The 13,831-nt window shown below is 41.8% G+C and carries 13 protein-coding genes; 9 read left to right on the plus strand and 4 right to left on the minus strand.

Annotated elements, in window-relative coordinates; all coding sequences use genetic code 11:
- The first annotated feature begins 287 nt into the window (after positions 1-287).
- The 5 genes from pyrE to AC4E96_RS09935 all read left to right on the plus strand — a co-directional run bounded on the left by pyrE (position 288) and on the right by AC4E96_RS09935 (position 6,264).
- Positions 288-929 carry an orotate phosphoribosyltransferase gene (gene pyrE / locus AC4E96_RS09915; protein ID WP_488031708.1) on the plus strand — a complete coding sequence of 214 codons (642 nt, stop codon included), beginning with the start codon at positions 288-290 and terminating at the stop codon, positions 927-929.
- The gene (locus tag AC4E96_RS09920) at positions 910-1,956 is read left to right on the plus strand and encodes a M28 family peptidase (protein WP_490255707.1); all 1,047 of its coding nucleotides are present in this window, start codon (positions 910-912) and stop codon (positions 1,954-1,956) included. Before pyrE ends, AC4E96_RS09920 begins: the two co-directional genes overlap by 20 nt.
- Before the next feature lie 144 nt (positions 1,957-2,100).
- On the plus strand, positions 2,101-3,126 hold the full coding sequence (gene pip, locus AC4E96_RS09925) for a prolyl aminopeptidase (protein WP_490255708.1): 1,026 nt from the start codon (positions 2,101-2,103) through the stop codon (positions 3,124-3,126).
- Positions 3,123-3,560: a D-aminoacyl-tRNA deacylase gene (dtd, locus tag AC4E96_RS09930; RefSeq protein WP_490255709.1), complete on the plus strand. Its 438-nt coding sequence runs from the start codon at positions 3,123-3,125 to the stop codon at positions 3,558-3,560. The genes pip and dtd overlap by 4 nt, the downstream gene beginning before the upstream one ends.
- Before the next feature lie 148 nt (positions 3,561-3,708).
- Positions 3,709-6,264, plus strand: coding sequence for a PKD domain-containing protein (locus AC4E96_RS09935; RefSeq protein WP_490255710.1), 2,556 nt, complete (start codon positions 3,709-3,711; stop codon positions 6,262-6,264).
- Positions 6,265-6,414: 150 nt separating this feature from the next.
- Here the strand turns inward: AC4E96_RS09935 and AC4E96_RS09940 are convergent, their stop codons facing one another.
- Positions 6,415-7,167 (minus strand): polyamine aminopropyltransferase, encoded by a 753-nt coding sequence (locus AC4E96_RS09940; RefSeq protein ID WP_490255711.1) that lies wholly within the window; start codon positions 7,165-7,167, stop codon positions 6,415-6,417.
- A gap of 159 nt (positions 7,168-7,326) precedes the next feature.
- On the opposite strand from AC4E96_RS09940, the gene AC4E96_RS09945 reads away from it, so the two are divergent.
- Complete coding sequence (locus AC4E96_RS09945) at positions 7,327-8,232, plus strand: bifunctional GNAT family N-acetyltransferase/hotdog fold thioesterase (RefSeq protein ID WP_488031703.1); 906 nt, start codon at positions 7,327-7,329, stop codon at positions 8,230-8,232.
- Between the two features lie 11 nt (positions 8,233-8,243).
- On the plus strand, positions 8,244-9,086 hold the full coding sequence (locus tag AC4E96_RS09950; RefSeq protein ID WP_490255712.1) for an NAD(P)H-binding protein: 843 nt from the start codon (positions 8,244-8,246) through the stop codon (positions 9,084-9,086).
- Here the strand turns inward: AC4E96_RS09950 and AC4E96_RS09955 are convergent.
- Positions 9,083-9,538 (minus strand): YaiI/YqxD family protein, encoded by a 456-nt coding sequence (locus AC4E96_RS09955; protein ID WP_490255713.1) that lies wholly within the window; start codon positions 9,536-9,538, stop codon positions 9,083-9,085. The two genes, AC4E96_RS09950 and AC4E96_RS09955, sit on opposite strands and share 4 nt — an antisense overlap.
- Positions 9,539-9,677: 139 nt before the next feature.
- On the opposite strand from AC4E96_RS09955, the gene AC4E96_RS09960 reads away from it, so the two are divergent.
- Positions 9,678-10,781 (plus strand): alpha/beta fold hydrolase, encoded by a 1,104-nt coding sequence (locus AC4E96_RS09960; RefSeq protein ID WP_490255714.1) that lies wholly within the window; start codon positions 9,678-9,680, stop codon positions 10,779-10,781.
- Between the two features lie 55 nt (positions 10,782-10,836).
- On the opposite strand, the gene AC4E96_RS09965 is transcribed toward AC4E96_RS09960, so the two are convergent.
- The gene (locus AC4E96_RS09965) at positions 10,837-12,681 is read right to left on the minus strand and encodes a S8 family serine peptidase (RefSeq protein WP_490255715.1); all 1,845 of its coding nucleotides are present in this window, start codon (positions 12,679-12,681) and stop codon (positions 10,837-10,839) included.
- Between the two features lie 168 nt (positions 12,682-12,849).
- Positions 12,850-13,548 carry a 2OG-Fe(II) oxygenase gene (locus AC4E96_RS09970; protein ID WP_490255716.1) on the minus strand — a complete coding sequence of 233 codons (699 nt, stop codon included), beginning with the start codon at positions 13,546-13,548 and terminating at the stop codon, positions 12,850-12,852.
- 125 nt (positions 13,549-13,673) lie between these two features.
- Between AC4E96_RS09970 and AC4E96_RS09975 the strand changes: the two genes are divergently transcribed.
- A partial coding sequence (locus AC4E96_RS09975; protein ID WP_490255719.1) for a tRNA (cytidine(34)-2'-O)-methyltransferase occupies positions 13,674-13,831 on the plus strand: 158 nt, incomplete at its 3' end.

The following is a 13,831-nucleotide window of genomic DNA, read 5'->3' on the forward strand; positions in this document are numbered from 1 at the left end:
GCAGAAGAAGAGCCATTCACGTTTGATGAAATGCAAGAGATGATGGGACTAGCCAAGAACGCGATTGGTGAGCTCATCGATGAGCAGAAAAAAGCGTTAGCGTAACGCAACAAATTGAATTGATAAAAACCAGCCTCGTTGCTGGTTTTTGTTAATTTGAACATAAATACATAATGCTCTGTTTCGCGTAAAATTGAGCAGAAAGATAAGCAAAAAAATAAGCAAAAAATTAAGTAATAAGTTGTGATGTTGCTCGCAACTCATAGAGAAAATCAGGAACGCCACTAATGAAAGATTATCAAAAAGAATTTATTGAATTTGCCCTTGAGAAACAAGTTTTAAAATTTGGCGAGTTCACACTAAAGTCAGGTCGTACAAGTCCATACTTCTTCAATGCAGGTTTATTTAATACTGGTCGTGACTTGGCGCGGTTAGGTCGTTTTTATGCGGCTGCACTAAACGATGCGGGTATTTCTTTTGATGTGTTATTTGGCCCTGCGTATAAAGGCATTCCAATCGCAACAACAACAGCAGTAGCGTTAGCCGATCACTACGATATCGATACGCCGTATTGTTTTAACCGCAAGGAAAAGAAGCAACACGGTGAGGGCGGTAGCTTAGTTGGCGCTGAGTTAAAAGGCGACATCATGTTGGTAGATGACGTAATTACAGCGGGCACCGCGATTCGTGAATCTATGACTATCATCGAACAAGCAGGTGCTAGTTTGGCTGGCGTTTTAATTGCCCTTGACCGCCAAGAAAAAGGTAAAGGCGAGTTATCAGCAATCCAAGAAGTAGAGCGTGACTTTGACACTAAAGTCATTTCTATTGTAACCCTTGGAGATGTCATCGAGTTTGTTAAACAAAATGACGAATACGCGGCCTATTTACCAAGTGTCGAATTATATCGTGAAAAGTACGGTATTTAATTTAATACAGTTTATTATCATCTTGTTTGGTTTTGGAGCGATGTCAGTCTTCGCCCAAAATCAATCTAGATGTATTGATACACCTGATTCAAACATTCCATTCTTCGATCCCTGTCAAACTCTTTTAGATCTCAAGACACTCAGTGCTGACAAGATGCAAGGTCGCGCCCCGGCGACCCTAGGCCAACAGCGCGCTAGCCAATACATAATCGAGCAATTTAACACGATTGGATTACAGTCCTTATCCAAATTGGGCTTGGTAAGTACTGATGGGTACAAACAAGCCTTTTCTTTTGAGCAAAAAGGGGCCTCAACGAAAGGTGAAAATATTGTAGGTTTTCAACGAGGTCAGAAATATCCCAACCAGGCTTTAGTCATAACAGCACACTATGATCACTTGGGACTTAAGGGTAAACGAATAATGAACGGGGCTGATGATAATGCCTCGGGTGTTGCCGGGCTGTTAGCCATTGCGCGTTTTTTCAGTGTGCTGGCACCGAATTATTCCATTATATATTTAGCGACTGATGCTGAAGAGGATGGCTTACATGGTGCAAAATATTTTTTAGAAAGCTGGAACGACTTTCAAAGGGATCAAAGCTCTCAATCTAAGCCACTTCAATCTTCTGTTGAAATAAAAGCGAACATTAACCTAGATATGATTGGTGGTAAAAAGGGCGTACTATATTTTGCTGGAACTCGAAAGAACCCAGCCTTTAAAGCTGTTTTTGATACGATGGCAGAGCGACTGGAAGACAAGCATATTCGCTTGAAAAGGGGGCATGACCGCCCGCGTTTGATCAGAAATACTTTGGCCGGCGATATTGATTGGCGTAATGCTAGCGACCATGCCGTGTTCAGAAAACAGGGTGTTCCTTATTTATACCTTGGTGGGGATTTACACGATTTTTATCATACGTCTAAAGATACCTTCGACAATATTGATCAGAATGCTTTTGTAGCTGCTGTCAGGGCAGCTTTGATGTTGGTCATTTTATTAGATGGCCTGTCGCCACAACACTTTTAGTTACACGGACATACGAAAAAATCTATCCGGTTTAATTAAGTTAAGTGTCTCGTTGAGTTTGGCTTTTTTGTTTTAATGTTACACTGTGACTAATAGTTAAGGTGCATGTCGTTACAGAAAAACTCGAAAGGTACAGGAGTCACCATGAGAACCTTATTCCCTGAAATCAGCCCTAACCATTCATTTCATTTAGACGTTGGTGATGGTCATCAGGTTTATGTCGAAGAATGCGGAAATCCCGACGGCATTCCAGTAGTTTATTGTCACGGTGGACCCGGTGGTGGTAGCAGCCCATTACACAGGCGTTTTTATGACCCTGAGCTGTACCGGATCATCCAATTTGATCAGCGTGGCTGTGGACTTTCAAAGCCACACTGTGCTGATGACATAAATGCGCTATTTAGTAATACCACGGCGCACTTAATAGCTGATATGGAAAAAATTCGAGAGCATTTGGGGATAAAATCTTGGGTTGTTGCGGGCGGCTCATGGGGGACAACTTTAGCGCTGTTATACGCTATTAAACACGCCGCAGTGGTTAAAGCGCTCATTCTTCGAGGTGTTTTCCTCGCTCGAAAGCAAGACTTAGCCTGGTTTTTGGCACCAGACCAAGGGGCGAGTCAAATTTTCCCTGAGTATTATCGTGAGTTTATCCGTGGTCATGAAGACTGTTTAGAACAAGAAACAACCGATGAAATCGTTCAGGCAATTCTTGAGTCGTACCACGAAAAGTTAACGGGTGACAGTGACTTAGTCCAGCTATCAGCGGCCAAGCAGTTTTTGAACTGGGAAAGTCGTATTGTCTCGGTTAACTACTCTTCAGCTAATCAGCAGCACTTGACTAATAAGCCTTTATTCAATCAACGTGAAGCCATTGCCATGTCGCTTCTTAATACTCATTATTTTACTCAGCATGGATTTATCTACGAGTCAGAAATTCTAAGTGAAATAGCAGCTATTAAAGGCATACCTGGTTACATCATTCACGGTCGCAACGACGTGGTGTGTAAACAAGAAGGCGCATTTACGCTAAGTGAACATTGGCCTGTCGGTGTCCTTGAGCTTATACCTGCTGCTGGTCACAGTTGCAGTGAACCAGGAATTATTGACGGGTTAGTTAGGGCTAGCCAAGAGGTCGCCAAGTTTTTAAATGAACAGGAACAACAATGATAGGTTTAATTCAGCGTGTCAGTCAGGCACAAGTAGACATCGATAATCAAACCGTCGGAAAGATAAATAAAGGCATATTGGTTTTGTTAGGTGTCGATAAAGACGATAACGAAGCCAAAGCCAAAAAACTGGCAGAACGCATCAGTAAATATCGCATTTTTAACGATGAAAACGGCAAGATGAACTTAAACGTTCAGCAAATAGAAGGCGAAATATTAGTTGTCTCACAATTCACCTTAGTGGCCGACACTAAGTCTGGGAATCGCCCAGGTTTTTCTCGAGGCGCAACACCACAAGAGGGAAATCGTTTGTACGAATATTTCGTAGATTACTGCAAACAATTAGGCCTAAAGGTACAAACGGGACAGTTTGGAGCGGACATGAAAGTCAGCCTCGTCAACGATGGGCCGGTGACGTTTCATTTGGAGACTTAAGTTACTAAGTGACTTAAAGTATTATTTTATGTGTAGCATTTGGATACACAAATTTGTTTGGATTTTTCATCAGTTTGGTTATTATTAGCGCTATCAATTAGGCGTATGCCTTTTGGGAAATAATAATTCTAAACAAATGGAAAATGAGATGAAAAATAATCTATTTGCACTGTCTGTGGTCTCGTCAGCTTTGTTATTAGCTGGTTGTGGCGAAGACGTTGCTTCACTAATTGAACCAGAAAATAAAGCGCCAAGCGTTTCACTTACAGCTGAACGTGCCTACGAAAACCAAAGCGTTACTATTACATCAACTGCTTCTGACTCTGACGGCAGCATTGCTAGCTACCAATGGAAAATAGCTTCAGCGCATACACTTAGCCTAACCAATGCATCGTCTCAGTCAGTCAGCTTTGTCGCGCCTGCTGTTGATGTTGCAGGTGATACAGTAACACTTGAATTGACGGTTACCGATGACGATGGTGCAACTGCATCAGCAAACGTAAATATTAGCGTTGATAATCTTTTACCTTCTGTGTCATTTGAAGGGCTATCGGTAAATGAGCGTGAAACAGGTGAAGTAGCTGCAGTCGTTGATGCGACAGGAGACACTATTGAGTCTTATCAATGGGCAGTAACTCAAGGCGGTACAGACTTAGTTTTAACTGACGCAACGTCAGCAAATGTGAGTTTTACGGCACCAGAGTTAGATGTTAATAAAACGTATGAACTATCACTTACAGTTACAGATATTGACGGTGATACAGCGACAGTAACCAATGAAATTGCGGTCAATCGCATCACTATGCCATTAACTATTGCGGGTTTAGCAACCGATTCACCAATCAAAAATGCTCGTATTTCTGTACAAGTAGCGGGGCGTGATGTCACTGTGGATGCAACTGCGGATGCAGAAGGCAACTATGTTGTTGAGTTAGAGCTTGATGAGTCTGAAGCAGATGCATTTGTAACAGTCGTTGCAAAAGGTGTTGATAACCAAGCTGTTGCTGGTCTTATTACGCTTCTAGGTAGTGCAGGCCAATTAATTGAAAAGGCCGGTGAAGATGGCACTCTAACAAGTGATGAAGACTTTGCAGTTAACGTCACGAATATCACAACGGCGGAGTATGCGTTAGCTAAAATTGCCAATGATGGTCAAGATATTACCTCTGATGAGCAACTTGAAACGCTAAAACAAGAAATCAACTACGCAGAAGTAATGACCTTAGCCACAGCGATTAAAGTTGCGATTGATAAGGCAGTTGATAACCCAGATTTAGCGCTTCCTGCGACAGTGACAGATACGCTTGCGCTTGTTGAGTCAGTTGAAGAAACCACGGCTTATGTAGCAGAAGTTATTCAAGATGAGGTCTTCGTTGAAGCACAAGAAGAAATCTACGCAGATGAAAAACTTATCGATAAGAGTAATACATCTGGTACACCAAGCGTTTATTACATACTACCAACCTCAACATTACACCGCTCTACTATCGCTCGCTTTAATGAAGATGGCAAGGGGACTTATTGGGACAACAAGTTCACTTGGGAAGAGAAAGAAGGGAGCATTTTCGCTACAGTAACTGAACAAGAAGTTGGTTATGGAAGCGAGCCGACTCAAGATGAAAATGGTTATAACTATAGTATCGACGCTGAATACTCTGTAGACAGCTATGAGTTCAAGAGATTAAACGAAGGTGAAAAGCAAGACCTCATTGCGATCACCACAACCTCACGTACGCACTACCCTAACGGTGAAAAAGAAGATGAGGTTGAATCTCAGACTAGTACCTTTGTTGCAGCAAAAGAAGCGTCTAAAGTAGAATTGTCAATCGAGTCTGGAGTAGCTTACTTACCGCTTTCAAACCCTGTTGATGATGTAGAAGACTTCTATGTTTATGGTGAAGAAGTTACGCTTAATTCTAACGGAACAGCAAGACTGACTGTTTTAGAAGAAGACGGTACGTGGAAAATTGAAGACGGTGAACTTGTGATCAATATCCCGGGTATGAGTCGCACTATGACGTATAAAAAAGTCGGTAGCCGTGGTTCGTCTGAACTGTTCTCGAGTGAAGTAGTAGAGCACAGTAATTCGGGATCTGAGTTAAACGTTGCGTTAGACTACGTTGGTGAAGGCCAAATTATTCCTGCACAAATGAACTGGTCAGCTTCAGATGTCCCTGGTATTTATGACTACGAGTCTGATGTATTTAGTCAAGAACATGAGCATTTCTTCTTCCAGTTGCACGAAAACGGCAATGCCGAAACAGTTTCAACTAACGATTGGGATGAAAATGGTGAATTAGAAGAACACGAAATTCAGATCATGTACGGTACATGGAGCTTAAATTCTGATGGTACTGTGACGATTACACGAGTTCGTGAAAAAGGTGGTCTTTATACTGAAGAATGCCGTGAGGTGAGCGATGTTTGTGGGCTGTATCACACTCGTACTTGGCGGTTGACTGGAGTTGAGGGTGATGAATATTCTTTATTCCACAACCACCACTTTAGCTACAAAAACGTTTGGCAAAATATTGATAATAATGACTACATAACGTACGACAACCGTAAGCTATACAAACGTGAAACGGCCCCTGTTGAATACGAGCAATACATGACACAGGCACAATCGAGCAAAAAAATCATTCGCTCGAAAAAAGCGACAGTCAGCAAACGTTTTGAAAAACTAGAGCCAAGCTTAGACTAAGTAAATTTCTATGACTAAGAATAGCTAGTACAGCAAAGACTTTTAGTCGTTTTCAAAAAAATTGACAGTCAAAAGGCCAGTGAATTATACACTGGCCTTTTTTATTGTTACTAGCTTTGTATAGTTACCTCTACGTTCTGTGATGCTTTGTTATTTCTGTAATTCACCAGTCTTAAACAAATTGTGTTGTTCTATGTCATCGCCAAAATAGCAGGCTGGTTGGTCACTAGTGGAGTTTTTTTGAGCTAGAAAAATGTGGTTTTTTTGGCCAGGCACAGCAAAAACTTTAATTTGTTCAAATGTACAAGCGCTGATTAAATCATATAATTGTTGAATGTCTTTTGTTTGATCACTTAAGCAGTTGATAATAAGCCAACCGCTTGGTTCAACGACTTGATTTAATTGATTAAAAAAAGCCACTTTTAAAGCTGGTAACGGCGTCTCTTTGCCGTGAAACAAATCAACCATTAGCCAACTAAACCGCTTACCTAAATCGACACACTGTTCAATGTAAGTGAATGCGTCGGCATGCTCGATGATTAAAGAGTCAAATTCAGGTAAATGTCGGTTGGCCTCAACAATGTCTAAATCATGTTCGACACTTACAAAGTCAACTTGTGGATGAGCAGCTCGAAAATATCGTTGCATCGCTTGGCCTCCACCGCCAAGCTCTAGTACCGATTCAGGTACTCTATCGTGAAGTAAAGGAAGTAACATGACTGCACAATGTGGCAAGGCTGGACGGTATGGCGCAGAGATTGCAAATGCACTTTGGATAACTTCATTGACGTCGAGTCGATAGACAAACTTATTTTTAACCACCTCTAGTTTAGTTCCTGGTTTATTTAAGAAGTACAGCTGTTTGGTATCTTCATTACTGAATAGAGTTTGCCAGAGGTCCATAGATGGTTTTTAATTAAAGTGATTAGAATTTAACTATAAGCATAACAAATAATTCGAGCTAAGTTGTTTAACGACATTCACCAATTAATCGTGAAAGAAAGCTTGGAAATACCTAACCCAGCGAGTCAGTTTGTTGGTTTTTTAGGAAAGGGGAAAAAAATGTATCAAGTCGTAGCACCGAAGACTGAGGCAGATTGGGATAATTATTACGAAGTTCGTTGGCAAATATTACGAGCGCCATTGCAACAACCAAGAGGCTCGGAGAAAGACGAATACGAACAGCATGCTTGGCATCGTATGGTCAAAGATGACGACGGTAATGCCGTTGGTGTCGCTCGTTTGCACTTGGTTAATAGCGAAGAAGCGCAAATTCGTTATATGGCAGTGATTGAAAACCACCGACGTAAAGGTTTGGCGACGATGATGTTAGAATCCTTAGAAGCCATCGCTCGGCAAGAAGGTGTGGAGCGAGTGATCCTAAATGCTCGAAAGTCCGCGACCAATTTTTATGAGAACTTAGGGTATCAAGTTACGGGTGACGCACCTGAGATATTTGGCTCAATTCCGCACGTTCAAATGTGTAAATCGTTGGACAAAGTGGAGGTGATCATTCGACACCCGCAGTGGTGTGTCGATTTGCAAAACATTTGGCATCAACAAATTCCAATTACCCAATTAATGGGCATTCGCGTTTATCAATATACTGGTAAAACGTTTGAAACCCGGGCCGCTTTAAATCCCAACATGAACCTTCACGGCACTATGTTCGCAGGCTCTATTTATTCCCTTGCCACTTTAACAGGCTGGGGGTTGGTGCATTTAATGATGAAAGAGAATGGCGTCGATGGTGCTATAGTATTGGCCGATGCAGATATCCATTACCACAAACCGGTTACTGAACTACCTCGCTCTATCGCCCATTTTGAAGATATAAAAGGGGACTTCGAACCTCTAAAAGAAAACCGTAAAGCGATGATCAGCGTACAGGTTGAAGTGCTCGATGATCAGCGAAAAGTGGCGAAGTTTGTTGGTCAATATTGTGTCATTCCAAAAAAAGAAGAGTAATCAAAACACACATGAAATCAGTTGGAATAATAGGGGGCGGCTTTATTGGTCAAGCCCTCGCTTCGTTATTAGATAAGCAAAAATACCAAGTTAAATTATCTTTCCGCTCAAACCGTCCAGAAGTGACAGGTTTGTCAATTTCGGTACATCACTGTGATGTGTCAGTCGACTCTGGTCAGACCAAGATGGAGGCTGATAGAGAGCTGTTTGAAGTCGATTGTTTAGTTATTTGTATTCCTCCAGGATTTAAAAAAGGCCTGGGTGATTCTTATACAACCAAAATACAAACCATGCTAGAACAGGCCCAAAACAATAACGTAAAACAAGTGATTTTTACCAGTTCGATTGGGATTTACGACCAAAAGGGTAAAGTCGACGAACTCTCAACCTTGAATTTGTCCACTGAAAAGCAAAAAGCCTTATATGATGCGGAACAAGCTGTATTAAATAGCGGGTTAAAAACTAGACAGGTACTCAGATTAGCTGGATTAATCGGCGGTAGCAGACACCCAGGTAATTTTAGAGTTAGTCTAACGGAAGAAAACATCAATGAGCCCGTTAATATGGTCATGCAGGAAGACGTCGTTCAGGCGATTGCTTTGTTAATTGAACAGGGCGAGAGTCCGAGCGATGTTTATAATATCGTTAGCCCACATCACCCTAACAAACAGAGCTTTTATAGATACGCAAGGCAAAAAATAAAAGACCAAAGAGCTAATGAGCCACTAGTTGTTTCAGGTATTGGTCGAGAAAGTCGTGAAACTTTCACAGGTAAAACTGTTGAAGGTGATCGCATTTGCCAAGAGTTAGGTTTTAAATACCAGTTTGATAACTTATTTCAGATTTATGATTAGCTCTTTGAGCCATGCTTAGCTAAATACTTGTCTAGGGCATTGGCAAACTGCTGTTTGTCTTTGTCACTGTATTTAGCTTGGCCACCCGATTGAACGCCACTGGCGCGCATCGTGTCCATAAAGTCGCGAATATTTAACCGCTGGCGAATGTTTTCTGGAGTATAAAGTTCTCCCCTTGGATTTAACGCAATGGCTTTTTTGTCTATTACTTCGCTTGCCAACGGAATGTCAGCGGTGACAACTAAATCCAAAGCTTCGCATTGAGCAGCGATGTAATCATCAGCAACATCAAATCCAGAGCTAACTTGCATTCGCTTAATGTAAGGCGAAGGTGGGACATTAACAAATTGATTGGCAACAAAAATCGTGGTGGTTTTTGTTCGCTCTGCCGCTCGAAACAGAATTTCTTTTACTACGACTGGTGTCGCATCCGCATCAACCCAAATTGTCATGTCAGTGTCTCGTATTAATTGAATAGTAGTCGTTGCTTAGTGCTTAAAAGCCGACTCGAAAAGCCTAAATAAGCAGTGTATTGTATATGAAAAGCGGACACAAAACTGCTCGACCAAAGGGTGATAGGTAAAAAGCACTATGATTGAAAAATTTAAGCTTATTTTATTAGGGGCTTGTCTGTATAGTTGTGCCAATAGTTTCGCGTCAGTTAGCGAAGGTCTGTCCTCATTTGTCGTGTCAGAGGGGTATCAAAAACAAATGCTTAATCAACAACGTGAATCTCATTTTGATGACTTTATACAAGAGAAGTTAGAACCTTTTTGGGATAGGTCTGCAAAACCTGGGCAATTTATTAATAAACAAGGTCTCAAGATCCACTTTGTTGAAGTTTCATTGCCTGACGCAACTGATACACTAGTCATTTCTCCAGGCCGAGTGGAAGGCTACTTAAAATATAAAGAAATGGCTTTTGATTTTGCTCAACTTGGCTACCAGGTTTTTATCATCGATCATCAAGGCCAAGGTTTATCTTCACGCTTGTTAGTCAATACTCATAAAGGCCATGTTAATCATTACAGTGATTACACACGCGATTTTGATCAGTTTATAAATGAGATCGTTATCCCAAAAGCCAAAGGCAAAAAGCATCTTTTATGTCACTCAATGGGGAGCGCGATTGGTTTACGATATCTTCAAGAGTATTCACACCCGTTCGACAAGGTTGTTTTCTCATCGCCGATGTGGGGCTTACCAACAGGCCCCGTACCAGCGGTGGTACTCAAGCCAGTCGTTAAGTCGGCAGCATGGTTGGTCAAACAAGTAGAGCCTCAAAGCCCTTACTTTTTGGGAAATAGCGACTACAAAAAAGTCCCATTTTTGATTAATACACTGACTCATAGTAAAGCGCGCTATGAGTATTTTCGTCATACCTATGAACAAACCCCCGAACTTCAATTAGGCGGTATCACCTATGGTTGGGTGGTTGCCTCCATCAACGCTTTAGATTCTGCATTTGATGATCTCGACAAGGTTGACGTTCCCATTGCTGTTTTGCAGGCCGAAAAAGACATTGTGATCGATAATTCGGCTCAAAATAAGTTTTGTGAGCGTCTCTCTGAACTAGGCAAGCCGTGTCATAGCCAAGGACCTATCGTGATAAAAGGTGCCAAGCACGAGATCTTTATTGAGAAAGATGAAATTAGAAATCAAGGTTTGGCGGTCATCCTGGACTTTTTTGGATAAAAAAAAGCGTTAGTTTTCACTAACGCTTTCTTCGCTTTTTACTGTTTATGTCGACTTAGAATACCACTGTCGATTCTGTCGAACAGTTTGATGTTCCAGCTTCACAAACCTGGTAGGTATACGTACCACCACCTTTACCGCTGATGGCATCAGTATATTGACCATCGTTTTGTGTTGTCGCAACAACACTGCCATTTCGGTAAATATCTACAGAAGCAGTTGTTGCACCTGTCCACGTCAAATCAGCGTATTTTGAGCCTTTTGACTTGTAACCATTTGCGCTTAAATCAAAACCAGTACCACCAGTATCGCCACCACCAGTGTCACCGCCACCTGTGCCACCAGAACAACCGTTGGCAGTTAGGTAATCACTTGCTGCTTTTGCTTTAACGATACCATGACCAAAGTAAACGTCGTGACCAGTCGCACCTTGGTCTTCCGCCGTTGCCTTTAATGCATTACGGATTTCTGTACCCGTACACTCACTGTGATTAGACCAAACTAATGCTGCCACACCTGCAACCGCTGGTGTCGCCATTGATGTACCATCCATGAAGCCATAGTCACTTGCACCAATGTTTACAGATGCATTTGCTGCAGAAACTAATGCTGAGCGATCTTCAAATGCTGCGCCAACGGCAGGAATAGTCGTTGCGTTCGTGTCACCTAACGTGCCGTACAACATACCTGGTTCGTTATTGATGATAATTGCACCAATACCACCTGAGTTTTCACAATTTAAAACCTTGTCATGGAAGCTAATTACGCCACGGTCAATGACACAAATTGAGCCATTTGCTGCCCCGTCAATTGTTTCTGCAGTACCCATGAAGTATACAGATCCCGATGCTGTGCCGTTATTTTCCATCGCAGAAGTCGGATATCCAACCCCATCCGCCGTCATACTTGCCATAGAAGCCATACCCGCTGGGTAAGTCGACAATGTTCCTACACCGCCAGCTGTTGCTTCAACACAGATTGTTTCGTCTGTTGTTGCACGTTTACCTTTACCAGATGTACAGCTTGGGTATTGTGAGAAAGAAGCAATGTTATTATCGGCATCATTCGCACCGATCATCATTACTGAAGGGTAACCGGCAGGGTATGAACGGACATTGTTACCGTCGTTACCTGCAGCAGCCAAGACTAAGCCACCATTATCAGTAAAAGTTTGGAATGCATTCGATTCGGTGCTGTTTGAACCACCACCACCAAGACTCATGTTAATGATGTTTGCGCCTGCTTGAGCACATTTATCTGCAGCGTAAGCAAGATCTGAAGAGTAGCCCCAGCCACTTTCGTTAAATACTTTGATGATGTGCATGTCTACACCTGGTGCCATACCAACAACACCAACGTTGTTATCTGCTGCGCCAATTGTTCCTGCAACGTGCGTACCGTGAGGGCCACCGTGCTCATCCCAATTACCGGTACCAGGATCATTATCACCTGTGATACCACCCCAGTTAAAGTCTTGGTTTGAACGGTCTAAACCAGAGTCGATTACACACACCTTCATACCGGCATTGGCATTAAATGTAACTTGGTTAGCTTGAGATTGATAAATCGCATAAGGGGTAACCTGTTGTGTCATTGGGTTACCAGCATCATCGTTGTAAACAGCCAATGGCACACGACGAAGGTCATTTTCGATTAACTTAATGTGAGGGTTGTTTAATAATCCTTTTACTTCATCTAAGCTTTTCCCTGAAAACTCAGCAGCAAAAAATCCATTTGCGTCTACTTTGATATCACCACCTAGCTTCTTCGCTAATGCTTTCACAACACCTTTTTTAGAATTATCCACTTGGATAATGTAACGGTTGTCGTCAGCTTGTGCATTGAATGCAGCAGTAAGAGCTAAGGCTACTAGCGAACCTGTGAACTTAAGTCGGTTCATATGAGACTCCAAATATGTTTGTTTTATTTATGTTTTTTTTATAGTTATTTTCGCTATCCGTCTAAGTGCGGGTTTTAAGCGATGAATTAACACAGTACACAATTTATTCAAAAAGGAAAACTTTTTATTTATCTGTACCTAAATTAATAAAACATCTTCTTTTTGGGGTTACTGATAGAGTTTTTTTGCATCTCGCCACATTACCCACGATGCTATGACGTATTTTTCTGACGAGCGCGGAGTGACACCTCGGTGTGTATGAGTAAAGTCACAAGGGGCCAAGACGAGGTTTCCCGCTTTAGGTTGGACTTTCGCTTGTTGATAGAAAAACTCTGTCTCACCACCTTCCTCAATATCGTTTAAATAAAACAGCACTAGGAGGCTTCTTCTCAGTGAACGTTGCGATGCGTCAGTCGGGTGAGGAAAGTGCTCAGAATGCCAATGCGGATAACCACCGGTAGATTGCTCATATTTTTGAATATTTAAAATGTCTAATTCGTAAAGGCGTGTAACAAGCTGCTGAATTTGCTCGTCACTCATCTTTGGAATGTCTTCGTGACTGAGCGTAGTAATTTCACCTGTTGTTGGGTTTTGGATTGAGGTTGAGACTGCACCTGTTAACATCATTGGGTGCATTTTTGCGTATTGGATCAATGCTCTTAGCGTTGTTTGCGCCAATAAGTTGTGCTCATCTTTCCAGCTCGGGTGTTGATCTATGGTCAAATCAAGGCTGTTCTTTTTGGATTTATCAACACCATTACCGGTTCTTCCAGGGGCTTTGTTTTGATCACGTTCAAATTTGTTGATGAGGTGTTCGCATTCTTGTTTAGACAATGCTTGGTTAAACTCTAAAATAAACTGGCTCATAAAACTGCCTTATTCTTCTTATTGTAATTGTGAGCGTATTGATAAGTGCAATGTGACACGAAAATACGCTAAAATCCACCGTCATTCATGCCCGTGAGGCTCAGATTCTTAAAGAGTAAGTAACCATGTTAAATGTCGTCTTGTTTCAACCGGAAATCCCACCTAACACAGGAAATATCGTTCGTTTATGTGCAAATAGTGGCTACCAGTTGCACTTAATTGAGCCACTGGGCTTTGATATTGAAGAAAAAAAAGTGCGACGCGCAGGTCTTGATTATCACGA

This window comes from Psychrosphaera sp. (assembly GCF_982872775.1).